This window comes from Streptomyces sp. SAS_281, from assembly GCF_052542855.1.
This window is the reverse complement of the sequence record NZ_JBMNDO010000001.1, coordinates 155,799-179,536: the sequence shown is the minus strand read 5'-3', so window position 1 is coordinate 179,536 and position 23,738 is coordinate 155,799. Positions and strand designations below refer to the sequence as shown.

At 69.7% G+C, this 23,738-nt stretch carries 31 protein-coding genes; 28 read left to right on the top strand and 3 right to left on the bottom strand.

Annotation, left to right across the window (positions count from 1 at the left end):
• The first annotated feature begins 4 nt into the window (after positions 1 to 4).
• From ACN6LM_RS00820 to ACN6LM_RS00745, 16 genes are all read left to right on the top strand, one after another.
• Positions 5 to 1,189 (top strand): hypothetical protein, encoded by a 1,185-nt coding sequence (locus tag ACN6LM_RS00820; RefSeq protein WP_445063287.1) that lies wholly within the window; start codon positions 5 to 7, stop codon positions 1,187 to 1,189.
• A gap of 68 nt (positions 1,190 to 1,257) precedes the next feature.
• Complete coding sequence (locus tag ACN6LM_RS00815; protein ID WP_445063286.1) at positions 1,258 to 1,659, top strand: hypothetical protein; 402 nt, start codon at positions 1,258 to 1,260, stop codon at positions 1,657 to 1,659.
• The gene (locus tag ACN6LM_RS00810) at positions 1,656 to 2,006 is read left to right on the top strand and encodes a hypothetical protein (RefSeq protein ID WP_445063285.1); all 351 of its coding nucleotides are present in this window, start codon (positions 1,656 to 1,658) and stop codon (positions 2,004 to 2,006) included. Before ACN6LM_RS00815 ends, ACN6LM_RS00810 begins: the two co-directional genes overlap by 4 nt.
• Positions 2,007 to 2,037: 31 nt before the next feature.
• Positions 2,038 to 2,532, top strand: coding sequence for a hypothetical protein (locus ACN6LM_RS00805; RefSeq protein ID WP_445063284.1), 495 nt, complete (start codon positions 2,038 to 2,040; stop codon positions 2,530 to 2,532).
• Positions 2,533 to 2,613: 81 nt separating this feature from the next.
• Positions 2,614 to 3,063 carry a hypothetical protein gene (locus ACN6LM_RS00800; RefSeq protein ID WP_445063283.1) on the top strand — a complete coding sequence of 150 codons (450 nt, stop codon included), beginning with the start codon at positions 2,614 to 2,616 and terminating at the stop codon, positions 3,061 to 3,063.
• 105 nt (positions 3,064 to 3,168) lie between these two features.
• Positions 3,169 to 3,585, top strand: a complete 417-nt coding sequence (locus ACN6LM_RS00795) for a hypothetical protein (RefSeq protein WP_445063282.1) — start codon at positions 3,169 to 3,171, stop codon at positions 3,583 to 3,585.
• The gene (locus ACN6LM_RS00790; protein WP_445063281.1) at positions 3,582 to 3,974 is read left to right on the top strand and encodes a hypothetical protein; all 393 of its coding nucleotides are present in this window, start codon (positions 3,582 to 3,584) and stop codon (positions 3,972 to 3,974) included. Before ACN6LM_RS00795 ends, ACN6LM_RS00790 begins: the two co-directional genes overlap by 4 nt.
• Before the next feature lie 21 nt (positions 3,975 to 3,995).
• On the top strand, positions 3,996 to 4,709 hold the full coding sequence (locus tag ACN6LM_RS00785) for a hypothetical protein (protein WP_445063280.1): 714 nt from the start codon (positions 3,996 to 3,998) through the stop codon (positions 4,707 to 4,709).
• A gap of 30 nt (positions 4,710 to 4,739) precedes the next feature.
• Complete coding sequence (locus ACN6LM_RS00780) at positions 4,740 to 5,492, top strand: hypothetical protein (RefSeq protein WP_445063279.1); 753 nt, start codon at positions 4,740 to 4,742, stop codon at positions 5,490 to 5,492.
• Entirely contained in the window at positions 5,489 to 6,154 is a 666-nt protein-coding gene (locus ACN6LM_RS00775; protein ID WP_445063278.1) for a hypothetical protein, read from the top strand. Before ACN6LM_RS00780 ends, ACN6LM_RS00775 begins: the two co-directional genes overlap by 4 nt.
• A gap of 25 nt (positions 6,155 to 6,179) precedes the next feature.
• Positions 6,180 to 6,584: a hypothetical protein gene (locus ACN6LM_RS00770; protein WP_445063277.1), complete on the top strand. Its 405-nt coding sequence runs from the start codon at positions 6,180 to 6,182 to the stop codon at positions 6,582 to 6,584.
• On the top strand, positions 6,581 to 6,916 hold the full coding sequence (locus ACN6LM_RS00765; RefSeq protein ID WP_445063276.1) for a hypothetical protein: 336 nt from the start codon (positions 6,581 to 6,583) through the stop codon (positions 6,914 to 6,916). Before ACN6LM_RS00770 ends, ACN6LM_RS00765 begins: the two co-directional genes overlap by 4 nt.
• Before the next feature lie 29 nt (positions 6,917 to 6,945).
• Positions 6,946 to 7,335: a hypothetical protein gene (locus tag ACN6LM_RS00760; protein ID WP_445063275.1), complete on the top strand. Its 390-nt coding sequence runs from the start codon at positions 6,946 to 6,948 to the stop codon at positions 7,333 to 7,335.
• Positions 7,332 to 8,138 (top strand): DUF317 domain-containing protein, encoded by an 807-nt coding sequence (locus ACN6LM_RS00755; RefSeq protein ID WP_445063274.1) that lies wholly within the window; start codon positions 7,332 to 7,334, stop codon positions 8,136 to 8,138. The genes ACN6LM_RS00760 and ACN6LM_RS00755 overlap by 4 nt, the downstream gene beginning before the upstream one ends.
• A gap of 348 nt (positions 8,139 to 8,486) precedes the next feature.
• Positions 8,487 to 8,834, top strand: a complete 348-nt coding sequence (locus tag ACN6LM_RS00750) for a hypothetical protein (RefSeq protein ID WP_445063273.1) — start codon at positions 8,487 to 8,489, stop codon at positions 8,832 to 8,834.
• Complete coding sequence (locus tag ACN6LM_RS00745) at positions 8,831 to 9,664, top strand: DUF317 domain-containing protein (RefSeq protein ID WP_445063272.1); 834 nt, start codon at positions 8,831 to 8,833, stop codon at positions 9,662 to 9,664. The genes ACN6LM_RS00750 and ACN6LM_RS00745 overlap by 4 nt, the downstream gene beginning before the upstream one ends.
• Before the next feature lie 77 nt (positions 9,665 to 9,741).
• Here the strand turns inward: ACN6LM_RS00745 and ACN6LM_RS00740 are convergent, their stop codons facing one another.
• Positions 9,742 to 10,170 (bottom strand): hypothetical protein, encoded by a 429-nt coding sequence (locus ACN6LM_RS00740; RefSeq protein WP_445063271.1) that lies wholly within the window; start codon positions 10,168 to 10,170, stop codon positions 9,742 to 9,744.
• 136 nt (positions 10,171 to 10,306) lie between these two features.
• Between ACN6LM_RS00740 and ACN6LM_RS00735 the strand changes: the two genes are divergently transcribed.
• The 12 genes from ACN6LM_RS00735 (at position 10,307) to ACN6LM_RS00680 (ending at position 22,899) form a co-directional block, all read left to right on the top strand.
• On the top strand, positions 10,307 to 11,098 hold the full coding sequence (locus ACN6LM_RS00735) for a DUF317 domain-containing protein (protein ID WP_445063270.1): 792 nt from the start codon (positions 10,307 to 10,309) through the stop codon (positions 11,096 to 11,098).
• A gap of 41 nt (positions 11,099 to 11,139) precedes the next feature.
• Positions 11,140 to 12,933: a type IV secretory system conjugative DNA transfer family protein gene (locus tag ACN6LM_RS00730; RefSeq protein WP_445063269.1), complete on the top strand. Its 1,794-nt coding sequence runs from the start codon at positions 11,140 to 11,142 to the stop codon at positions 12,931 to 12,933.
• The gene (locus tag ACN6LM_RS00725; RefSeq protein WP_445063268.1) at positions 12,930 to 13,778 is read left to right on the top strand and encodes a hypothetical protein; all 849 of its coding nucleotides are present in this window, start codon (positions 12,930 to 12,932) and stop codon (positions 13,776 to 13,778) included. Before ACN6LM_RS00730 ends, ACN6LM_RS00725 begins: the two co-directional genes overlap by 4 nt.
• A 102-nt stretch (positions 13,779 to 13,880) precedes the next feature.
• Positions 13,881 to 14,651 carry a hypothetical protein gene (locus ACN6LM_RS00720; RefSeq protein ID WP_445063267.1) on the top strand — a complete coding sequence of 257 codons (771 nt, stop codon included), beginning with the start codon at positions 13,881 to 13,883 and terminating at the stop codon, positions 14,649 to 14,651.
• Positions 14,652 to 14,917: 266 nt separating this feature from the next.
• Positions 14,918 to 15,328, top strand: a complete 411-nt coding sequence (locus tag ACN6LM_RS00715) for a hypothetical protein (RefSeq protein ID WP_445063266.1) — start codon at positions 14,918 to 14,920, stop codon at positions 15,326 to 15,328.
• Between the two features lie 153 nt (positions 15,329 to 15,481).
• Positions 15,482 to 16,177, top strand: coding sequence for a hypothetical protein (locus ACN6LM_RS00710; RefSeq protein ID WP_445063265.1), 696 nt, complete (start codon positions 15,482 to 15,484; stop codon positions 16,175 to 16,177).
• Positions 16,178 to 16,254: 77 nt separating this feature from the next.
• Positions 16,255 to 17,118, top strand: a complete 864-nt coding sequence (locus ACN6LM_RS00705) for a hypothetical protein (protein WP_445063264.1) — start codon at positions 16,255 to 16,257, stop codon at positions 17,116 to 17,118.
• Positions 17,119 to 17,178: 60 nt separating this feature from the next.
• Positions 17,179 to 17,682, top strand: coding sequence for a hypothetical protein (locus tag ACN6LM_RS00700; RefSeq protein ID WP_445063263.1), 504 nt, complete (start codon positions 17,179 to 17,181; stop codon positions 17,680 to 17,682).
• A 348-nt stretch (positions 17,683 to 18,030) separates the two neighbouring features.
• A complete protein-coding gene (locus ACN6LM_RS00695; protein ID WP_445063364.1) occupies positions 18,031 to 18,897 on the top strand; it encodes a hypothetical protein in 867 nt (288 codons plus the stop codon).
• Positions 18,897 to 20,156 carry a DNA cytosine methyltransferase gene (locus tag ACN6LM_RS00690; RefSeq protein ID WP_445063363.1) on the top strand — a complete coding sequence of 420 codons (1,260 nt, stop codon included), beginning with the start codon at positions 18,897 to 18,899 and terminating at the stop codon, positions 20,154 to 20,156. Before ACN6LM_RS00695 ends, ACN6LM_RS00690 begins: the two co-directional genes overlap by 1 nt.
• Entirely contained in the window at positions 20,157 to 21,269 is a 1,113-nt protein-coding gene (locus ACN6LM_RS00685; protein WP_445063262.1) for a DnaB-like helicase N-terminal domain-containing protein, read from the top strand. It begins immediately after the preceding gene.
• Positions 21,270 to 21,318: 49 nt separating this feature from the next.
• Entirely contained in the window at positions 21,319 to 22,899 is a 1,581-nt protein-coding gene (locus ACN6LM_RS00680; RefSeq protein ID WP_445063261.1) for a DUF317 domain-containing protein, read from the top strand.
• On the opposite strand, the gene ACN6LM_RS00675 is transcribed toward ACN6LM_RS00680, so the two are convergent.
• Both ACN6LM_RS00675 and ACN6LM_RS00670 read right to left on the bottom strand, forming a co-directional pair.
• Positions 22,841 to 23,251, bottom strand: coding sequence for a hypothetical protein (locus ACN6LM_RS00675; RefSeq protein WP_445063260.1), 411 nt, complete (start codon positions 23,249 to 23,251; stop codon positions 22,841 to 22,843). The genes ACN6LM_RS00680 and ACN6LM_RS00675 overlap by 59 nt on opposite strands.
• Entirely contained in the window at positions 23,248 to 23,583 is a 336-nt protein-coding gene (locus ACN6LM_RS00670; RefSeq protein ID WP_445063259.1) for a hypothetical protein, read from the bottom strand. Before ACN6LM_RS00670 ends, ACN6LM_RS00675 begins: the two co-directional genes overlap by 4 nt.
• Positions 23,584 to 23,738 lie beyond the last annotated feature (155 nt).

Below are 23,738 nucleotides of genomic sequence, written 5' to 3'. Positions count from 1 at the left end.
CTTGATGCCCAAGTCCACCGCCGAGATCACCCTCACCACCAGCCGCCACCTGGGCCTGGTCGCCATCGCGCACGGCGAGAAGTACCAGCTGGCCAACCGGGCACTGGATGAAGCCGGATTCACGCGCCTGCGCCACGGCGCGTCCACCGCCCCGCTGACCGATCCGGAGGCCGCGCGACGCACCGCGAGCGCTCTGGTGCATCACGCCCATGCACATGGCGCCACCATCACCACCAGCACCCGGCCCTACCTCGGTGACATCGGCACCGAGATCGCAGCCCAGCTGCCCGGCACTTGGACTGCCGAACTGGAGATCTACTCCCACCGGCTGTGGCAGGAAGACCTTTGGCCGATGCTGTGGGAGGCCGGCGAGATGTATCGGGCCCTCGAAGAGCACCGCATCCCGTTCGCGTCCGTCCTGAAGAACGGCGCGGGCACCGAGCTGCTGCTCATCGAGCGCCCCGGCCACAGCAGCGGCTACCTCCTGGGCGCACTCACCGACCGGGAGCAAGAAGACCCGCACGATGACCCGACCACGCCACACAGCATCGTGCTGCCTGCCGACCCCGGTCGCGCCGCCCGCGCCATCGCGGACACGTTCCTTCCCGCCCACCGGCGCGCCCTGCACCACCAGGACCTGTACACCGTCCTGAACGGCCTGGCCCGCATCCGGGAAGAACACGAGACCCTCCAGACGATCAAGGAATCCGGCCGGTACAGCGACGGCGTCCCGCTCCGCGACCCCCGCCTGATCGCGGGTGTGGAAAGGGACTTCGCCGACCACGCGTGGCTCTCCTACCGCGCTGTACTCGAACACGCGCCGCTCCTGCTCACCCGCTGCCGTCCAGCCGCCACTCCCTGGCCCGAAGACGTCGCGGCGCTGAACCGTCTGCGCGAGGCGCTCGCCCACAGCCAGGATGCGTGGGACGAATGGAACGACTTGCGCCGGGAGTTGCACTCGATCCCGGCCACGCTGTCGGCCCACGAATGGAGCCAGGTCCGCGGGCAGCTCGGCCTCGCCGTCCTGCCGGCGATCGAGACGTGGCTCTCCGACAGCGAGGTGTTCGAGCGCCAGGTCCGCGTCGCCGTACCGGGTGGGCCGGCCGCATTGTCCGCGCCTACCCCGCGTCTCCTTACGGCCCGCCCCGCGGCGCTGCCCGCCCCCCGCTCGACGCCAGCGCACCGCTGAACGCTCACAGAAAGGATTCGCCTCTGTCTGACCACTTCCGCTTCGGCTCCCATCCCGACCACGGCTTCGTGGCCGCCACCACCGCGAACATCCCCGCACACATCGCCGACTGGTTCCTGGTCCGTGAACAGTTCGAGCCCGTCCCCGGCACCCCGGGCCTGTACCGGCTCACCGACCCCGAGAACGACGGCATCCGCCGTACCCGCCAGGCCGTGCAAGACCTTCGCCGGCACGGCTACGAGGTCCAGACCGACTACTCACTCGATCCGGGCCACAGCGCCGGTCCACCGCAGCCCGCCGTACGCAACGGGCTGATGGAGCGCCGCAACCGCATCGCGCAGGCCGCAGCCACCCGGTCCCCGCAGCGTCTGACCGCCCCGACCACCACGATCCCCACGGTTGCGCCGCAGCCCGCCTCCGTCCCCGCCAGCGGCCGAGCGCAGACGGCCGGGAACGGACGAGGTCGATGAACGGCGAACCCATCAGCATCATCCGCGGCCGGGGTGGCCAAGTCGAAGTCGAAGGTGCGGTCGATGCTTTCGCCTCAAGCGTCCTTGCCCGCGCCGGATTCGACACCTACCCCACGCTGCAGGGTGTGTGGATCCACTTGCCCTTCGATCTGGGCCGTACTTGGGAGAACGAGCACGCAACGTGGGCAGCCGAGATGCTCGTCGCCGCCCGCTACAACGTCGACCTCGACCAGGACCTGCGCGCCGCCGGGCCCCCGGCGAGCGCACCGCCGGCTCAGCGCCGCACGAAGGCCGCCATGACCGTGCAGTCCGCGCCCCCGGCCAGCTCGCGGCGGCAGCACCGCTGATCTGACGCCCCCCATACGAAAGCCTGCCGTCTTGACTTCCTCCGCCGCCATTACCCTCCACCTTGCCGCAGGCAACACCATCGTCGCGCTCCCCAGCGGCGAGCGGCATCGGTGGGCCACCACAGCCCTGGAACTGGCCGGGTTCACCCGCCACCAGGGCGAGGCCCATCGGTTGCCCCTCGGCGACCATGCCCATGCACGTGCCACCCTCTCTCAACTCCACGAGACGGCCCGTGACTGCCAGGCCAAGGTCATCACCAGCGAGCGTCCCTATCTCGGCGACATCGCGGTCGTCGTCGCCGAGATCCTGCCCGGCTCGTGGGAGGTGGAGGTCGAGCACTACCCGGACGGCTCGATCCCGGCGCACCTGCTGGAGTGGGCGTGGGAGAGGCCCCGGAAGGAAAACTTTCCCACTCGGCCATCGCCACCGCGACGCCGCCCAAGCCTCCGGCGGCGGTCGCTGCTCCCGGAAGGGCCCTCTGGCCTCTGCTGCCGCCGTCCGTCCAGACCCGTCCCCTTCCCCTGAACTGCCCCTTATCGCAAGGAGATCACCAAGCACATGGCTGTCCGTACGAGCTGGAAAGTTGTTCACCCCTGTGGCCATGAAGTGACGCACAATCTGTCCCACCGTCCGGCCGATCGGCGCGCCGGATTCGCACGCTGGCTCGAAGGCCGCGACTGCACCGACTGCTGGAAGGCCGCTCGCGACTCCGACACGGCGTCCAAGGAGGCGTGGCTCGCCGCCAAGCGTGCCGAGGAGCAGCAGGCTGCCACGAAGTGGGCCGAGCAGTTCGATATGCCACCGCTCGAAGGACCCCAGCGGGCCCTCGAATGGGGCGAGCGCTCCCGCCATCAACTCGTCACCACCGCGTACGGCGCGCTGGTGAGCGAGGGCACCTGGGACGAGGCCGACTGGGCCGTCCTGGAAGACAAAATCCGCACCCTTACGCGGGCGGGATGGTGGATAGACCAGCGCGACGCCGAGGGCCCTGACCTGCCCGAACTCCTGGACGCCGCGACGGCCGACGACATCGGCACCGAGAACCCGTTCCGGTAGAAGGCTGGGTATACCCGATGATCCCCGGTTTCCGAAACCGGGGATCATCCGGATCCTTGTTCCTCCCACCGCCTCCCCCGTACCTCGTGGAAGGATCCTCCCGCTGTGCCCGTTCCCCGCCACCCGCATGCCCCCGGTGACCTCGTCACCCCCGAACGTGACATCACCCACCGGCACTTCCGACCCGGCGACCAGGTCGGGATCCTCAAGGGCCTCGCCGGAAGCGAATTGTGGGCCGACGCTTACAAGATCGTCGCCCCCTCGTGGCACACTCCGACCGACGAGGACGGCTGGCGCCTGTTCGACCCGTCCGGAGGCGAGCGCACCTTCATCACCGCGCACCCGCGCTACCTCGTCCACCTCGCCAGCCGGTGCCCCGACTGCCTCATCTACCAGCAAGCCCTGCGGACGTACCTGACTCATCGCTTGGTCGGCGCCAAGGAGGACGTCGACTGCGGCTGGTACTCGGTCACCCACCTCAACCAGGTGGTGCACGTCGCCGACGCCCGGGGCGGGAAGTGACACACGTACTCGACTCGGAGCGCACCGAAGCCCTGACCGGTGCGGCTTCAGCGGCCATCGAAGCGATCACCGGGAGCGAGTGGCCGACGCTGCTCGCCGAGGCTCTGCGCGAGATAGAGGCGACGTGGCAGGAGTCGGCCGAAGTGTGCGCCGACATCGCCTGGCAGGCCCGCACGGCCGAGAACAGCGCGCTGGTCGTGCTCACCCCCGAGCACGTCACCGTCGCCAGCCCTGACCCGGTGATCTGGCGTACGTACCGGCACCTCGATCTCGACGCCACCGCCGCCACCCTGCCGGGCACCGCCCCGCCAGCTCCGGCGCGACCTACACCCCCGCAGTGCCGGGCAGCGGCAGCCCCCGTCCCGTCCGGCGCCCACCTTGCCCGCTGACCCGTCAGAGAGAAGCACCACTTGGCCCTTGCCGATCGCACCCTGACCCTGCGCCGCGACGAGCACTCCGGAGAAGTCCTCGCCCGCGGCGGCGATCCCGAAGCCCACAGCATTCTGCAACGCACCGGCTTCGTCCCCATCGTCCGCCTCCACGAGAACTATCACCGCCTGCCCGTGGCCCTCGGCGCAGCGGAGGAGCAGCGTCTCGCCATCCGCGCCGTCGCCCGGCTCCGCGCCGTCGGATACCACGTCGAGGCCGACGAAGCCTTCGACACCGAGACGCGCGAGCCTCACTACCTGCCGCTCGGATCACAGGTCGCGCACCTCGCCGAGCAGATCCGTGAAGCCACCACCAGCGACGAGGTCTCCGCCGTACTGACCGAACTGACGGCCTCCCACGACGGCGTGCTCATCGCCCTCGGCGAGGTCCTCACCGCGGCGGCCACGTTCTATTCCGACCTCGGTCAAGCGCCGGACCCGTACACCGCCAAGCGGTTGCAGTACCTCGTCGAGCGTCGGCTCGGCGTCATCTGGTCCGACCTCACCCACATGCGCAACGACCTCGCCGACCGGCACCAGGACCATCCCCACCGCCGGGCCTGCTCCGCCGAGGTCGGACCGGACGAACGCGAAGCATCCGCCGTCTGCGCCTGCCCGCCGCCTCCGCCGCGCCTGGCCACCAGCCCTGCCACACCGCCGGCCGCACCCGCCCCCGCGGCACGCCCCCGGCCCTGACCCCGACACCGTTCCTTATCCGAGGAGACCATGCACGACCCCACCCCCGACACCGGCCTCGGCTCGTTCGCTGCCGTCCTCGCCGGCGAACTGCCCGGCGACTGGACCAGCACGTACCACCCGGACCACGGCGACCTCAACGTCCACCACGTCCTCACCGACCGAGTGTGGGACATGAATGACGTCGCCGAGGCCCTGGCCCAGCGCAACGTGGACCACTGTGCCGTGCTGGCCCGGCATGACGGCACCCGCCTCTTCATCGCCGAGCAGCCGGGCCCCGGCGAGGGTTACCTCATCGCCGCCATGGCACCCGCCGAAGCGCCAGACGAGGTGTTCAGCGGCGTACGCGAGCCCGACGGCATCGTGGTCGACGCCGATCCGTTCAGCGCCGCCGCAGACGTCACCGCCGATCTGCTGCCCCGGTACTACGTTGCGCTCGCCCAGGTGCGCGGCAACGCCGACGAGCTGGCACTGCGGCAGGCCGATCCGCTACGCATCGTCATGACCTGGTATGACGGCTCGCTCGTCGTCGACAAGCCCGACCGCCTCGACATCGCCCGGGTCCTGACCGAGGCCGGCTTCACTTTCGACCCGGACCGCGACGTCTACGTATTGTCCGGTGACGACACCGCCGAACAGGCCGCCTCCGCGCGAGCGGCTGGGGCCCGCCTGAGCACGTTGGGCGTCGGCGTCCATCTGCGTCATCCGCAGGCCCGGCCGGCGCTGGGCACCACCCCGACCGCGCCGCCACCGACCGTCGCCTCCCCGCACCGAAGCCGATGACGCGCCGCGACGACGAGCCCACCTTCTTCGCGCTGGACTACGTCACCATCACCCGCGATCCGCGCACCCGGTTGGTCGTCGCGATCGGCGGCGACCCTCGTGCGGCGGGCATCCTGCAGACTGCCGGCGGCTTCCACTCAGCCCCGAGCGTCAGCCGCGACTACCATCGCCTCCCGCACCACATGCCTGTCGAGCACCAGCGCCATAGCGCCACGGCCGCAGCCCACGCCCTGCTTCTCGCCGGGTACAGCGTCCATCTCGACCCCTCCTTGAACACCCTGACCGCTCCGGACGGCGACCGACAGGCCGCCCACCGCTACCTCGACCAGCTCGCCGAGCGTGCCCGCGCCGCCGAGACCGATCAGGACGTCGCCACCGTCCTGGCCGAGATCGCAGCCCCGGAAGAGGGACTGCTCCCGCAACTGGTGCAGTCCCTGATCTCCACGTGGGCGACGTGGGGCAAGCACCGTCGCGAAGTCGGTCTCGATGAGGAACCCGCGGACCAGCTGATGGAGATCACCAGCAGCCTGTCCAACCACGCCCGGCGAATCACACAGATCCGCAACCAGGCCGCCCGGCACACCCCGTCGCCGTCCGCTGCACCTGGAAGGGCCGTTCCGCCTCCAGCCCCCTCGACCGCGCCATCTGCGCGACGGCGATAGCCCCGACCCGGAGGAGCCACCTCACGTGGGAAACCGTGCCGACGACGAAGGCACCGACGTCACGATCTATCGCGAGGCCCTGACCGACACCGTCCACGCCGACACCCCAATCGGCGCGTCCGAACAGCTCTTGGGCCTGCTGGACCGGCTCGGCTTCGACCGTCATACCGTGGTCACCGCCGGACCCGTCATCGTCTGGCACGAGGCACCCGAGCACCTCTACGAGGCCGCGAAGAACCGGCTCGCCACCCATGCGGTGCCCTGGTTACACAAGGCCGGATACATGGTCCGCATCGCCGATGACATCTGGGACTCCGCCGCCTACACCGACGCCGCCACAGCCATGCGCACCCAGAGCTCCCCGGCCCCGCCGCCGTCGGCGGCCGAATTCCGAACCACGAACCGCCCGTCAGGCACCCACCGCCGGTGAGACGAGCGGCACCGGAAGCCGCCCCCGGCATCCGCGCCGTACGCGCCCGTCACCCGCCCAGTCCCTCCCCGTCCCACCAGGACCGGCAGCGACCCTCACCAGGAGCCCCCGTCACCGACGAACCCGATCGCACACCACCGCCCATCAGCTCCAACCGCAAGCCCCGCCTGGTCACCGCCCTGTTCCGCCGATACCTGCGCGTCCCGGCCGTCGGCTGCGGTGAACGCACCAACCCGCTGGCAGGTGGTCGCCCCGAGGGAGCACTCGACGAAGCCCGCCGACACCACGCCCCGCTCCTCGTCGAGAGCTACCGCCTCCGACACCCCGACTAGCACCCCGAACCGCCCTGTTCAGGAGGCCCATGACCGACTCGAACCTCCCTTCCGTACAACTGGCCGAAGCCGTCGCCGGGCAGATCGGCCAGCTTCGTCGCCTCCTCGCCCTGGCACCGACGCACGAGGCGGCCCAGATCCTCGCAGGCGTCCTCGACTACGACAACGGCATCCTCGGCGAGGTCACCCAACTCGTCGAAACCGGATCACGTTTCGCGAAGGTCCACTCCGAGCGCGGCGTCCTGCCCCCCGAGGTCTGGCTGGCCCTCGGCCGCGCCGCCAACGAACTCGACAGCGTCGGCGGCGACCTTTCCGAACACGCCAACACGATCAAGCAGGTGGCCAAGCCGACCACCCCCTCCAGCAGACCGGCCGCTACGCCGGTCGCCTCCGCGATGGTCATCCGGCGGCGCCGGTGAAAAGGCACCAGCAGTGGGCCGGCTGGGGCCCCAACAGCCAGCAGCCCCAGCAGCACTACCTCATCGAGCCCCGCCACCTCGCCGGCGCCGGCGACATGCGCTACGTCACCGAATTCCTGCGCGCCTCCGGGTGGAAGGACAGGTCCAAGAACGGCGGACCGGTCGTCTTCGACAGCCCCGACAAGTCCGTGCGTATCGGATACGACCCGTACATCCAGCCCGGCGGCTGGACCATCAGCGGGAGGCAGACCAAGACACAGGAAGCCTGGCACGCCACCCTCGGCCGCCGGGTCCCCGTCGAGATCGTGGCCGGCGTCACCGACGCACTCACCCGGCCGAAATCCGCGCATGCCCCCAACGTGTGGGAACCTCTCCAGGAGCAGGGCTGGGAGACCGAGCGAGGACAGCACTTCACCGCGCGCAGCCCCGACGGCGACGCGTTCGTCCGCTTCCATCAGTCAGCCCCCGGACAGGCGCATTGGTGGGCCGGCGCCCGCAATGAACACGGTCGGGTGTGGGAGGCCGTGTTCACACCGACCACGCCGATGCACCTCATGCAGGCGTTCAGCATCGCGCTCGCCGATCCGCAGCCAGTGATGCGCCCCCTCGGCCATGTCCCGCCCTCCCAGAGGATCCGCACCACCTCCGTGTCCGTGCTGCCCTCGCAGCTCAGCGCCTGGCAGCAGGCCCGGATCACCGCGGCCCGCGCCGCCACCTGGGCCAACAACGCCTTCGCCACCAACAAGGCGCGCCCTCAACGCCCCGGAGCGCGCTCATACGCCAAGACCGGCCGGACGCGATGAGCCACGAGAGATCCCATTCCCGCGTCAACGGCCCCACCCCGCATCGCGTCAACACCGCCTGCCGGCTGGACGAGGTCTCGACGGGAACCTGGCCGACGGAGGCGACCCCCCGCACGTGACCGAGTACCTGCTCGCCGGCCGGAGCAACCACTCGGTGCCCGGCTTCCCGCACGTTCTGCTGGAGAGCGCAGCGGTCGCCTGCAGCAGCACCGACATCGCCAAGCGCCTCGAAGCCGCTCGTGTCCGGACCCACCGGGCCCATCGCCGTCAGTGCCACCCCGCCCCAGAAAGCGCCCCTGACCAGGCCGCCGTACACCCTCCTCATTCCCTTTTCCACGAAGGACGTTGATGCCCAACCCCTCCGCGCCCAGCACCGACCAGGTCGCGCAGGCGACCGCCACCCTGGCTCAGGCCATGGACTACCTGCGTACCCAGCCGCCCGTTTCGGACGCGCTGCCGCTCCTCGCCGGTCTCCTCGATGCGGACACCGGCGTGCCCATCCTGCTCGGCGACGTCCTGCGCAACGCCGCACGCCTCGTCGCCGAGCAGACCAGCGCCGAGACGGACGAGATCCGCCTGATCATCACCGGACTCCGAGAGGCCGCTCAGGAGGCCACCGACTGGCACGTCCTGCACTGGGACGTGCAGCGCCTGCGCGGCTACGCGTTCGAGGCAGCCGGGCCCGCGGCCACGTGACGTCGCGCCCATACATCGCCAGCCAGGCCGACGACCCCTGGTCCCGCATCTGGTGCGACACCACGCCCCGCCATCTCGCCGGCCCCGGCGACCCGCGCCATGTCACTCAGGCCCTGCGAGCCGCCGGGTGGAAGAACGTCGGCGACCCCGACTTCCCCCACGTCGTCCTGGCCGGCCCCGACTACCAGCACACCCTGGTCCTGGAACCCACGCCGGAGACGTACGGCTCCTGGTGGCGAATCTCGTCGATGCCGTGGGGCGGTTGGCACGCGTCCTTCGGCGGCAACACGCCCGCCGAGGTCATCGCCGGATTCACCGATGCGCTCCTGCGCCCCACGCCCGTGGTGGAGCCAGACTTCTGGCCAACGTTGCGAGCAGCTGGCTGGACCTACGAACGCGACGAGCGAGGCAACGAACACGCACGCCACCCGGACGGCATCACCACCATGGAGCGGCGGGCCACAGCCCCGGACCGTGGCCACTTCGCCTGCACTGCCGAAGTCGCACTGCCCACCGGACTCGGCGGCCACCACCGGCTGTGGCACGCATACTTCGACGACCGCACCCCTGGCCACCTGCTCGCCGGCTTCGCCGCCGCTCTCGTCGATCAGAGCCCTGTCCCACGAGGCCGCTACGACGTCCCCCACTCCCACCTGGTCACGCAGGTGGAACGCGGTGCCCAGGGTGATCAGCTCGCCGCCGCCCACGAAGCGAGGCTGAAGGCCATACGGACGGCAGCCCGCAAGGCCCGTCGCGCCTCCGCACTCACGACACGCCCTGCCCCGGCGCCGGGTGCCGAGACGGCTATGCCTGCATCCCGCAGCCGCTGAACGGCGCGGAGCGACCCCAACCGCTGCGCGTTCAACACCAACCACAACCGCTCGCCCGAAAGCCCCTCTTGACCATCTCACTCGAACCCGGGAGCGAGGAGCACTGGCTCTACCTGCGCCAGCTCGCCCACTACCTGCGTCACAGCCGCCAGATCCTCGGTGCCTGGGACCATTACTCCGCACGCCATTCCGACCCCGAGACATTTCAGCCCTACGACGAGGATGCCTACGGCCGGCGTCAGCAGCAACGCGACGCCGACACCCTGGCCGCCTTCGGTCGCGTGCACTACCATGCCGACGAACTGGTATATATCGCCGAACAGCAGCTCGCTCAACTGCCGACCTCTGACCGTACGCGGCGCTACGCCTGGCAGGTACGGGAACTGCATGAGGCCACGGACCGCTTGTACGCCGTTTACGACGACTGGCTTGCCGTACGCGCCGCGCTGCCCGAGAGCGCCCAGCCTGGCACCACGGCCTACGAGGAACCGCTCGCCGAGAGCCACGCGGAAGCATGGCACTACCTGGATCAGTGGGTGATCCACGGCCAGGCGCTCTTCGCCGTCAACGCGCTTGCCGCACGGCAGTCGAAGACCGGCACACCCGCACCCGTCACTGCTTCCACGGTACGGAGGGGGCGCGGTGACCGAGACCATCGAGCAGACGCTCATATCGCCCGGCTATCTGGCCGGCAGTGGCGACCCGGCCTGGGTCACTGTCCCCCTCCATCGCGCCTGCGGCTGGAGCACTGTCGGGGATGCGCTGGTACCGCAGGTCATCCTCACCAGTCCGGACCAGCTCGCCCAGCCGCGCATCGCACCGGACCCCGACCCGGCCCAGCCGTGGTGGACCCTGCGTCATGCGCACCGCGGTGATCGACGCGCCTGGGAGATCACCTTCGACGCCCAGACCCCGGTCGAGATCATCGCCGCGGTCACCGACACGCTCACCGCTCCCGCCCCACCGCCGGCCGCACCGGTCGACCCGTACGGTCCGCTGCGCGCCGCGGGCTGGCACGCTCCCCGCCACCACGACGGCCTCACCTCGCCCAAGGGGATGAGTTCCCCCAACGGCCTGGCGCGGGTCGACCGGATCGTCGACGAGAGCGGACGCAGTGCCGGCTGGGTCGTCGAAACGTCCGTATACAACCTCCCCGCGATCTGGCGCGCGCGTGTAGACGGCAACACCCCGCCCCACGTGGCCTCCGCGCTCTTCAGCGCAATGGCCGACACCACACCCCTCGCCCGCAATCCACACCGCGTTCCCTCGCTGGCCCTCAAGCACGGCAGTACCAGCACCCGGCAGGTCAGCACAGAGTCCGTCGCCTTCGCGCTCAGGAACCGCACCACCGCGCTCGCCCAACGCAACTCCGCATTGCCGCCATCGACGTCTCCCGCTCCGCCGCGCGCTCCCGCGTCGCGCCGCACTCGCTGAACAGCGCTGCCGCACCCCTCCACGCTCCCTGGAACAGCCCCTTGCCCCAGCCCAACTCCACGTCCACCGACGGATACGACATAGCCTTCCGGGTCCTGGGCGTCGCCCTTGCGATCGCGGTCCCCCTGGCCAACCTGGCCTGGTTGAGCGGCACGATCACCGCCAAGGTCACCGACGCCGACCCCGGCGCCCCGTACCAGCCCGTCCAGGCCCTTCTCCATCCCGAACAGCTCTGGCCACACCTCGGTGAATCGTCCCTCCTGATCGGCACCCGCATCGTTCCCAGCGCCCTGCTGTTGTCCCTCGCCGTCACCGCCGCCGTGCTCTACAAACGGCACAAGGAAGGCGGAAGCGGACACAAGAAACGCGTCGTGGGCATGGCCAAGCACAAGGACATCGAACCTCTGATGTCCAAGGCCATCACCGCGAAGGCCCGTTCGCTGCGCCCGAGTTTGAAGGACGCCAAGCACATCGACCCAGCCGATGCCGGCATCCTGCTCGGCAACCTCCAGGGCAGCAAGTACGAGGTGCGGATGGGGTACGAGGACGTGGCCGTCGCGATCATGGCGCCCCGCTCAGGAAAGACCACCAGCCTGGCGATCCCCTCCATCCTGGCAGCGCCCGGCCCGGTCCTGCTCACCTCCAACAAGGCCGCCGGCGATGCCTACACAGCGACGATCGACGCACGGGCAGCCGTCGGGCGGACCTGGTCGATGGACCCCCAGCAGATCGCCCACGCCGAACGGGCCATGTGGTGGAATCCGCTGGCCGACGCCAAAACCCTTGATGGCGCCGGGCGCCTGGCCGGCCACTTCCTCGCCGCCTCCGTGGACGCGAGCCAGCAGGGTGACTTCTGGTCCAAGGCCGGGTCGAACATCTTGAGCCAGTTGTTCCTGGCCGCCGCGCTCGCCGAGAGGCCGATCACCGACGTGATGACCTGGCTCGCCTTCCCCGCCGACCGAGCCCCGCTCGACATCCTGCGCGACCACGGCTTCGCCGCTGTCGCCGCACAGCTCAAGGGGACGGTCGAGGGGCCGCCGGAAACCAGGGATGGGATCTATGAGACGGCCCGCCAGTACGCCGCCGCTCTCCTCAACACGGAGATCGCCGCCTGGGTGACGCCGCGTAAGAACGTGCCGGAGTTCAAGCCGGCCGCGTTCGTCACCTCGACGGACACGCTCTACCTGCTCTCGAAGGACGGCGGGGGCGGCGCCAGCGCACTGATCGCCGCGTGCGCGGACAGCGTGATGCGAGCCGCGACCGCGCAGGCCGAACGTGCTGGTGGACGTCTCGATCCGCCGATGCTCGCGATCCTCGACGAGGCGGCGAACGTCTGCAAAATCAGCGACTTGCCCGACCTGTACTCGCACCTCGGCTCGCGCGGCATCATCCCCATCACCATCCTGCAGAGCTACCGCCAGGGCCAGAAGGTCTGGGGGGACGCGGGCATGGACGCCATGTGGTCTGCCTCCACCATCAAGGTCATCGGCAGTGGCATCGATGATCCGGATTTCGCGGACAAGCTCTCCCGGCTGATCGGCGATCACGATGTCGAGACGACCTCCACCTCGACCTCGGAGTCCGGGAAGTCCACCTCCGTGTCCATGCGGCAGGACCGCATCCTGGCCGCAGACGCGATCCGCGCACTGCCCAAGGGCACCGCATTGGCGTTCGCCACCGGCATGCGCGCGGCCATGCTCGATCTGCGTCCCTGGTATCTCGAACCCGGCGCCGACGAACTCTCCGCCGCCTCCGCCCGCGCGTCCAAGGGCATCACCGAACGCGCCGTCGCCAAGGCCGCGCCTAAGCAGAGCGACTTCGGCCCTGCCGCTTGACCGTCACTGCGCCCGCGGCCCCGCCCCACTCGACTGGAGAAGAGACTCATCGCCTCCCGCCCGCCCGTACGGCGGCGCTCATAACCGAGCCGCCCTCCGAAGCCCTACTGTTCGATGTCCCTCCTCCGCCCACCCCCGTCGAGCGGCTGCTCCACCTGGCGGACCAGTACACCCAGCACAACGACGTCCTCGATCTCCACCTGCGCGCCACCGCCCCGTCCGGGCCGGACACCCACGCCGACTCGGCACTGCGCCTGGCAGCCGAGACCCAGTCCGCGATCAAGGCGATCCAGGGTGAACGGCTTTACGAGAGCGTGGAGCTGACCGAGACGGTCATGCGCCTGCAGCAGCTCGCCTTCCTCGCCACCGCCTCCGCGGACCTTCGTGGCGGGACGGCTCGCGGGCTGACCGCCCTGGCCCCGGAAGCGGCCGTCAGTTGCGCGGCGGCCCTGGCCGCCGAGACGCGCCGACGCCGCTGGGCCTCCGCGCCCGACGCCGATCATCGGCTGACTGCCGTTCAGCGCGACGTCCTGGCAGAGATCGCCCGCGGACACGTCGTGGTCGGCAGTTCTCTAGGCCGCGAATTCGCACGCTCCCGCGAACCCAAGGTACTGATGAGCACCCTGCGTGCCCTGGAGGCGAAGGGCTTGGCCGAGAGAACCGCAAACTCGGCGCTCGCCGCCTACGTCGGCGGGCCGCCCCAGGACCGCGTGCGCCTCACCTCGGAAGGCGTCGCATCCCTGGCCTCGGTCATCGAACTGCCCCCGGCAAGGCTGAGCGCCGCGCCCGGGACGACGCCCCGCCCTCTCCCGGCCACTGCGCAGGCCACCGCCCGAAGCCGCTGAACATCCCAGGAGCCACCCATCCCCATTCCCTCGAGCGGTTTCAACGAACAAGTCCACCGCCTCCGCCAGTTGGCCCGCGAATTCGAAGCCCTCAAGGCGCGTGTGCACGACGCTTCGTACACGCCCGGCACCGACGCGCTGCATCGCATCGGCCCCCTCCTCTTGCAGACCCAGGACCTCACCGCCACCGCCATGGCGTGCCTGACCGCACTGGACAACAGCGCCTACACCCACGTCGCCGGCAGCCGCGCCAGCCTGGACCTGCTGTCCTCGATCGTGTCCTCGTCATCGCTCGCCGGCACAGACCTTGCCCACGTACTGCTCGCCAACCCCTATGAAGGGGCGCAGTTCACCGGGTACTCGGCCGACGACGAAGCGGTACGTGCCGTCCGGCACGCCGAGGTCATTCCGAAGATGAGCGGGCACCTCAACGATGCCATCCATCAGCTCGACCTGTGCGTGACCGGCTGCCACTACGTCGCCCGCGGTATCACCGAGGACCTCGCCCCAGCTCAAGATCACAAACCGTCGGCCAAACAGCGGGCTGCGGCGGCCTCGCTCAGCCCCGCCCAGTACGACGCCCTCACCGCCCTGGCCGTCGGCGGATGGCTGTATGAGAACTCGACGCGTGGGCTGGGCGTCACCCGGGTCGCCACCCAGGACGGCACCCGCGTCTCCATCACCACCTACCGCGCTCTGGCCAAGCGCTGCTTGGTCATCGCCGACATCGGCACCTCTCTGCTCTGCGGGCAGAAGATCACCGTGACCGAGGCGGGACAGCGCGCCCTGGCCGAGCCCCGGCCTCGCGCCGCCCTGTCAACGGCCTCCACCGCCCCGAAGGTCAACGTGGCAGCGCAAGGTGTTCGACGATGAGCCAGCACGCACCCGACGAGCGGGTCACGGTCTCCCCCGGTACATGGCCGGTGCCGGGGATCGGATCGCCGACGCGATCGGCCCCTTTTCCACCTCTTCGGCTGGAAGGTCGAGCCCGATGTCGGCAACGGGGGCAGCCTCGACAGCCCGACGGCAGCGTGTCGGTCGACTTCGTCCCTCCGCACCCGCTCAGACGCTGGTGCAAGGTCGCCCACCATGAGCCCTACTGGGAAGCGGTGTCCAGCCGACAAGCACCGTTGGAGGCAGTGGCCGCGTTCACCCAGGCCCACGCCGAGCAGATCCCGGTCACATGCCAGCCCTTGGATCAGGTCGCCGCCCTCAACGGCTGGTCTGCCGAAGGCAGCTCCCCCGTCTCACCCGACCTGTACTGCCAAATCGAGCAGACACGGGGCGCGGACGGTGTCTGGAGAGACAAGCACGTCTACTTCGAGAAGGAGCCGCTGGCCACCTTCACGCGGCGGAATACCCCCGAGCACCTCGTCGGCAACTTCTTCGCCCATCTCGCCTCGCCGATCGCCGTCGAGCGCGCCTTCGCCGACATCCCCCTCAACGCCCGGTACGAGCACAGCGGCCTGATCACCACGGTCCGCAGGGCTGCGATCAACCCACAGGTCGCTCACGCCCTCGCCGAGCTCGGGCGCCCCCACCGCCGCTAACCGTCCCCTGTTACGGAGCCACCCCTGTCCGAAAAGACCCTCTCCGTTGAGCCGGCCGAGCAACTCCTTTCCCTGGCTGCCGACTTCACCCGCTTCCACGATCTTCATGCGCGACATGCGGTCAACGGGAACCGGCCCGCCGACACTCTGACCGTGCAGGCGGCGCGTGCCCAGGACCTGGCCAACTCGGCGCTCAGCATCGTAGCCACGCTCAACAGGGAGTCGATGTACCACAGCCCAGTGATCCGCGCCGTCTACGCCCGGATCCGCCAACTCGCACACCTGGCCTATGACGCTGCCGACCACCTGATCGACGCCGAGGATGTCCTCACCCATGCACAGGCAGGACTGCCCATGGAGCTGGGTGACGGCTTCCTGGCCGTCCCGAGCGAGCACGACGCCCGCCAGGAAATCGGACGGCGCTTCACCCTCGTTTCCGACCTCACCGCCCTCGGCGCCTCCGACGCCGTGGCAACCGCCGAACAGTACGTCGCCGAACGCCGCCTCTACGGCCATCTGCCCGCGCACCAACCACCAGCGCTGTCCCGAACCCAGAGCAGCACAATGCTTGCGGTCGCCCGTGGGGAAATCACCATCAGCAACGACCGGCCGCGGAATCGCCGCGAACTCGACAACTTCAGCATCAGCACCATCCGCGCGCTAGAAAGCCGCGGCCTGATCACGCGCGAGGACTGCCAGCTGTGGGCCGTGGACGAGCGCGTACACCTGAGCACGGCCGGGCGCCGCGGCCTCTCCGCCTCTTTCGCCTACCCCCGCCCGGCAGCCCCGACCACCACACGCCCGGCGCTACGGCCAAGTGGCACCGCGATACCGGTACGTAGCCGATGAACCGATCACCGAACACCCCGAATCGCGAAACAGCAGCGCCCGGCGCAGCCGCTGCCGCGCGGACCCCGGACACACGGATGGGCCGCTACGACTGGGAGAAGGCCCGAGGACCCATCGTCGCGTTCGGCGAATCCAAGTCACTCAGCGCCTGGGCCAACGATCCGCGCTGCCAGGTGAAGAAGGAAGCGCTGCGGACACGGCTCGCTCTGGGCTGGGATCCCGAAGAGGCCGTCTCCAAACCCAAGCACGAACTGCCCACCCTCCATTTCACCGTCGGTGACAGAACGCTGACGCTGCGCGGCTGGGCCGAGCAGTCGGGAATCAAGTACCACACGCTCTACGGCCGCATCCGATCCCAGGGCCTATCCCTCGAAGAAGCCCTGGACAAGGGGCCCGACAGTGACCACTTCCGTCAGCCCGTAACCGCCTTCGGCGAAACCAAGCCCATCTACCAATGGGGAGTTGACCCGAGGGCCAACGCCTCTACCAGCACCATCCGGAAACGCATCAAGGCGGGCTGGAACCCACAGATCGCCATCACCGAGGAACCCGAGAACCGGTCCACCCTCGGTACCGGACAGCCCCACAGCGCGTGGGGCAAGCGGATGAGTCTGCCCGAGTGGGGTCGCCTGTCCGGCATCCCCGAAGAGGTCATCCGCGGCCGGATGCACGGACACGACCTGACGCTCGAAGCCGCCCTGCACTCCCTTGGCTGGACCCCCGAAACCTCGGCCGCCGCCACATCGCTGCTGACCGTCCGGGTTCACCAGCTCCAGCCCGGGGATCTGATCGTTTCAGTCGAGGCGCCCTCCGGCGAGATCACCGTGCGACGTCACCACGTAGACACCCCGCCCCCGCGGCCCGCTTCACGCCCGATGGCACAAGTGCCGGCCACCCCACCGCTCGGTCCGCAACCTGCTCGTCGCTCAGCCGGGCGCTGACCACCCGTCTCTGGAGTTCCCACGCCTCCCGACTCTCCCTCCGCGCACGACTTCGCCCGTGTGCTCGCCGACCAGATACCCGGCGCTGCTCCGCGCGACGTCACCGTGCACTTCGCCGTCCGGCGCCAAGCAGCAACCCAGCACGGCTACCGCTCCCGCGGCGGCCCCGTGACGGTCTACGCCCAAGCCCTGCATGCCCGGCTCTACGGTCTGCCTACGGACGAGGAACCGCTTCCCGCCGCCCTGGACGCGCTCTTGCAGACCCGCACACCGTCAACGGGGCCCGAACAGCAGTGCGCGGTCCTGCAGCAGCTCGCCGAGCAGCTCCGCAACGCCACCGAGATCCTCGAATGGGCCCGCGACCACGCCCACTGGCGTCAACTCCCCCACCCGGCATGGGAATGGCTGCGCGATGCCACGGATCGTACGCGCGACCTCGCCAACGGCCTCGACACCGTCTGGCCCGGCTTCACCGCCGAACCACCGGCACACGCGGCGCCACCCCGGCCAGTTCCGCATCCCCCCGCAACCATGCCCGTCCCGCCGGCCAGCCATCGCCGCTGACCTCCGTCAGCACCGAGAAGGCGACCCAGGGCGCGAGCGCGGAACTGGCCGCGCCCTGACGCGCGCTGTCGAGAACCAGCGCCGCAGCGCTGACGGCCCGTCCTCATCGCCGGTTCTTCTCCGCCCACGCCGCAGCAGTTCGTCGCCTCGACCGTCAACCTGCGCGACGGGCTCCTCGCCTCGCCCTCTGCCACGCGCTGCGCCGAGACCACTCCCGACCGCCCGCCGTACCCGTACCGCCGGAGCGCCGAGATCCCCTTCCGCTCCCCACTCCCTCCAGGACCCACCATCACCGAACAGCCCCAGTTCCGCGCCCTGTCTCTCGGCGCCGGAGTCCAGTCCAGCGCCCTGCTCGCCCTGTCCGCCGCCGGCACCCTTCCCAAGGTCGATTACGCGATCTTTGCCGACACCGGCTGGGAGCCTCGCGCCGTCTATAAGCACCTCGACCGCTTGGAGCGTGAGATAGCCGCCCCGGCCGGCATCCCCGTCCTGCGCGTGTCCACCGGGAACATCCGCGACGACGCCCTCGACCCGCACCACCGGTTCGCCTCCATGCCGCTCTACATCCTCAACCGGAATGGCAAGGCCGGGATGACCCGGAGGCAGTGCACTGGCGAATATAAGATAAAACCAATAAAGAAGCAGGTCAGAGCCCTCCTCGGCTACCCCTATCCCGCCCGGATTCCGCGGGAGGTGTTCGTCGAGCAGTGGGTCGGCATCTCGACCGACGAGTTCCACCGCGCCAAAGACGCGGACGTGAAGTACATGCGCAACCGGCACCCACTCATCGACCTGGGCTGGTCGCGCACCGACTGCATCCGGTACCTTTCCTCGCTCGACCTCGCCGACACCCCGAAGTCGTCCTGCTTGGGGTGCCCCTTCCACGGAAATGCGCAGTGGCGCCACATCCGTGACACCTCGCCCGAGGAGTGGGCAGACGTGGTCGAATTCGATGCCGCCATCCGGCAGGGCAACGCCCGCGCCAACGCCAGCGGAAATCGCCTGCTCGGCCAAGCCTTCCTGCACCGCTCGCGCATCCCACTGGCCGAGGCCCCCATCGATCACGTCACCGCCGCTGAGTGGGCCGCCCTGCAGCAGGAACTCGGCGACGACGCCGCCGCGCTGGAAGAGGGCGTCACGGACGGATGCTCGCCCTGGGCCTGCCGGGGCGAGGCAGACGCCCTGACCCATGACGATTTCGGGCTGGCCACGTGATCGTGCTCGATCTGTTCGCCGGCCCCGGCGGCTGGAGCCACGCACTGACCGTTCTCGGCGTACGCGATATCGGCCTGGAATGGGACGAGTGGGCCTGCAAGACCCGTGCGTCAGCTGGCCAGTTGACCATCCGTACGAACGTCGCGATGTACCCGGTGGGGCCCTTCCTCGGAAAGACCACGGGGCTCATCGCCAGCCCGCCCTGCCAGGCATGGTCGATGGCCGGCAAACGTCTTGGGCTCCTCGACCAGCCGCTGGTCCACCAGGCTGTCGCCGACCTCGCCATCGGCCGCGACACCCGCGAACAGCTTCTGACCGCCTGCCAGGACGAGCGCTCTCTGCTCGCCGCCGAGCCCATGCGCTACCTGTACGCCCTACACCAGTACGGCCAGCCCGAGTGGATCGCGATGGAGGAAGTCCCCGACGTTCTGCCCTTGTGGCGTCAGTACACCGCGATCCTGCGCAGCTGGGGCTTCTCGGTATGGACGGGGATTCTGAACGCCGCGGACTTCGGAGTGCCGCAGACCCGGAGGAGGGCGATTCTCCTCGCCTCCCGGACCCGTACCGCCGAGCCGCCGCCGCCCACGCACGCCAAGGTCGCCGAGCCGGAGTCGTTGTTCGGGCCGGGCCGCGCCCGGTGGGTGTCCATGGCCGAAGCCCTCGGCTGGGGTGCCACCGACCGCCCGGTGCCGACCGTGTGCGCCGGCGGAGTGGGAGGCGGTCCCGAGCCCTTCCCGTCCGGATCCCGCAAGACCCTCAGCGACGCCCGCGACCGCGGAACCTGGAAGCCCCAGAGCGCACTCATCATGGAGCCCCGCGGGAAAGGCGCGGGGTGGTCGGCACAGCACGGAGGCCAGGAGATCCGGCCGACCGACGAGCCAGTCCCCACGTACACCGGCGAAGCACAGCGCTGGTCATGGTCACTGCGCAGCAACAACCAGGCCAACGCGACCGTCCGCCGATCTGATGAACCGGCCGGCACCCTGTTCTTCGGCCATCGCGCCAATGAATGCGTCTGGATCGCCGAAGCCGCCTCCAGCACCGCTGGCGGAGAGCAGCCGGCGCCGGAGTCCATCCGGATATCCGCCCAGGAAGCCGGCCGCCTGCAAACCTTCCCCGCCGACTACCCCTGGGCCGGAAACAAGGGACAAGTCTTCGGCCAGATCGGCAACGCGGTGCCACCCCGGCTCGCCGCCCACCTGCTGGCCCCGCACCTCGGCAAGACCCTCCGCCCCAACGACTTCACCCTGGCCGCCTAGATGTCCCACTCCACCGACCCGTACGAGGACGGCCTGGACGACCTGCCTCCTCCTCCGCCCGTCCACTACGCCGAGCAGTCCCTGCTCGGAGCGCTCCTCCTGGATCCCCACCGGCTACCCGACATCCGCGCCCTGAGAGCGGAACAGTTCAGTAACCACGCCCACGGCGCCCTCTTCCAGGCCATGCGCATGGTCCCACTGCCCGATCCGGAGGCTCACCGCTCCGATCCCGCCTGGCTCAACGCCGTCCTCGACGCGGCCCGCCCCCATGCCCCGGGACTGAGCACCTCCTACCTCCATACCCTCGTCCAGATCTGCCCGTGGCCCCAGCACGCGCCGACGTACGCCCGGATGATCCAGTCCGATCACGCCCGGCGCACTCTGCTCATGCACGCCCAACGCCTCGCCCAGACCGCTACCGACGCCACCCTGCCCAACCGAGCCGTCGCCACCCTGGCCCAGGCCGACGCCCTCGCGCAGTTCCTGGATACGCTCGCCGGACAGTTCGCCCCGCACCCCGGCTCCCTGCCACGCACCGCCCTGCCGATACAACCCACGGCGGGCAGCAGCGAGGAAGTCCTCAACGAGGAACAACTCCTCCTCGCCACCGCCACCGCGCACCCGGCGGCTCTGAAGGACATGCGCTGGCTCCAGCCCGAGGACTTCACGCAGCCGCTGCACTCAGCCCTTTGGCAGTGCCTGACCTCACTGGTCCACCGCGCCGAGCCCGTGGACCCGGTCACCATGCTCTGGGAAGCCCAGCATCGCGGGCTCCTCGCCGACGACCTCTCCGCCGGTGACCTGATGGCTCTGGTCTCCGCTCCCCTCGGGTCAGCCGACTACTGGGGCGAACGCATCCTTCAACGCGCCCTGCTGGCCCGCGCGTGCGACGTCGCCACACGGATCGCCACCTACGCCGAGGACCCGGCCAACACGACGCACCAACTGATCACCGGCAGCCGCCGCGCACTGGCCGACCTCGCCGCACTACGCGCCCGCTGGCAGCGCAGCACCGCCCCAACACCACCGACGACGCCTCGTGCCTCGCGCAGCCCGACCGTCTCCCGGGCCGGTCCGCCGCCCCGAACCTCACCAGCACGCGCACTCCGATGACCCCACTCCGGCCAACCCGCGTCGGCCGGAGCCGCGAAACGAGACCAGATTGCCGCACCCCGAAGCCGCCCCTCACATCCGCCTCGACCTGTACCAGGAACACTCCAGCGCCGTCACCGCCACCATCACGGGCACGCCCACCCGCACGCTCCACGCCCTTCTCACCCTCCACGGCTTCGAGCCGCTGGACGAGCAGACGATGGTCATGGCACGCATCGACAGCGAGGAACCGCACTATGCCGAGCAAGCCGCACGCGCCCTGCGAGCCGAGAACCTCACCGTGGACATCACCCCCGAACTGCGCGAGGAGATCGACACCGAATGGACGTGGGCCAACTACCCCATGCCCTGGTGCTCACGCGAGGAGGTCCGCGAGGTTTCCAACGACGCCCAGAAAATATACGACGACATCCGGCACGGGCGCCTGATCATCCACGCCCACGCCCACGACGGCTGGACCACCGTCGCCGTCGGCACCTACCTCCACGGCCCAAGCGTCCACCTCCACGGGGAAAACCACCTGCGCACCGAATCGACGCGGTACGACAACCCCGTGGAAGCCATGACCGAGTTTGATCGCCTCTACGGCGACGCCGTACGCCCCGGCCCGGCACCAGCCACCAGCACCGAGCGCGAAGCCGAACGGACTCGCACCTCGCTACCGGGTACGGCCGATGCGCCGACGACGCCGGTGGCGGCAACCACGCTCGTAGACGCGCACGCTGCCGTGGCGGGCAACCACGAAGCACTCCTGAACGAGTTTCTCGACTCGCATGGAGAGTGGGAAAAATGGCGCACCTGGTCCGACGACACGACCCACGCCATCCATGAGGACCAGACTCTGCGCATCGAGCACGTCCACGAAACCGGCGCACACGAAACGGTGTGGACCGTGGCCGCGTACGAGACCCCTGTCTCCGACCGCATGTGGGTCCTCACCACCACCAGCGCCACCCCGCCCCCCCTGCTGCGCGGCCTTCTGAGTCACCTCGCCGATGCCGACATCTCGGACACCGTTCTGGGCTCCCCTGTAGGCGAGAAGACCGTGACCGCCTCCACTCGCCCCCTCTCCGAAGCCGGATGGAGCCACACCGTGGACGGGCAAGGGATCCGCTGGACGTCCCACACAGGAGACGCAGGGGTCAAGTTCGATGCCTTCGCAGCCCAGCGACCGACTCAGAACCTGGCCACCTGGACCATCTGGGGCGGCCCGGACCCCGACCACCCCGCCTGGACCCTCACCGTCCCCGTACACGCCCAGCCTGCTGTTGGCCGACCTCTCCGAAATCCTCGCCTACGAAACCGGTGCTCGACATGGGCCAGCCGCGGGCCACCAGCGTCTGACAAGCACCACAGCCGCTCCACCGTCCGTATCTGCCGCGACCAGCGCCAGCCACCAGCCCAGTCGTACGCGCTGACCCCAGCGCCCTGCTGGAGCACGGTCGGGGGTACGGCCCGCTCCGCGGCGGGTGCGGTCTGCGTGGGAAACTTCCGGGCTGGGCGCCGACCTCCGCTCTGGACGACCGCCAGCCTGGGACGGGAGATTGGCGGCGAGAGGGCTGCTGGGGGGCTCACCAGGGAGACAGGGTGCCCTCCTGGAGGTGGACAGGGCGGGAGAGCAGAGAGCTGACGAGAGCGGCGGCGTTCGCGGTGTCCTCCAGCAGACGCATAGTAAGACGCAGAGCGTTCCCCAAAGCCGGGTCGCGGACAAGGCCCCCCGGCAGTCCCTCCTCCGGATCGGGCCCGCGCATGATGTCGTCGAGCAGCCTGCGCTCCACCACGTCCTGCGGGTAAGGAAGCTCAGCCGTCCCAAGAGGGAGCGGTGTGCCCGCGTAGATGTGCATGAGGGCCTGGGCCAGGCCGCCCCTCAGACTGTGGACATCCATGCGGATCTGGCCGAGGTATCGCTCCAGATCCGCGGTGGTGACACAGGCTGCACCCTGGAGATCGCGGGCCTGACGATAGGCGAGCTGCTCGTTCACGGTACCCATCCTGGTCCGCCGGGCAGCAACCGGGAGGGTTCGACACGGGCAAAGCTCAAGCGCTGGCCACCGACCTGGTCAGCGAGCTCCCTGCAGGACAGCGCCCCTTCCGCGGCGGTCAGGACCGTTATGATCCGCCGGCACTTCGACGACAGCACTGCCACCACGAACCCTTCACACCATGCGGGCATCACCGCCCCCGACACCGCACCCGACGGCGACGGTTCAAGATCTCCGGGCACCCGCAGGTCTGCCACCTTGGCACCATCCGGGCCAGCGAAAACCTCCACCAGGGTCTCCCGGGAGACGACGAATCTCTCCCAGTCGAGCACCGCTTCCCCCAACGCAGCCAGCACTCGGTCCGCGCTGGACGACACGGTCCTCAACCCGGCCGTGCAGGCGCTCTCGCAAGTCCGCGATGAAGTCCGCTGACCGGAGGCACCCGGCAGGCACGCCGCACCGGCCGGCCTCAGACCGGTCCACCCAT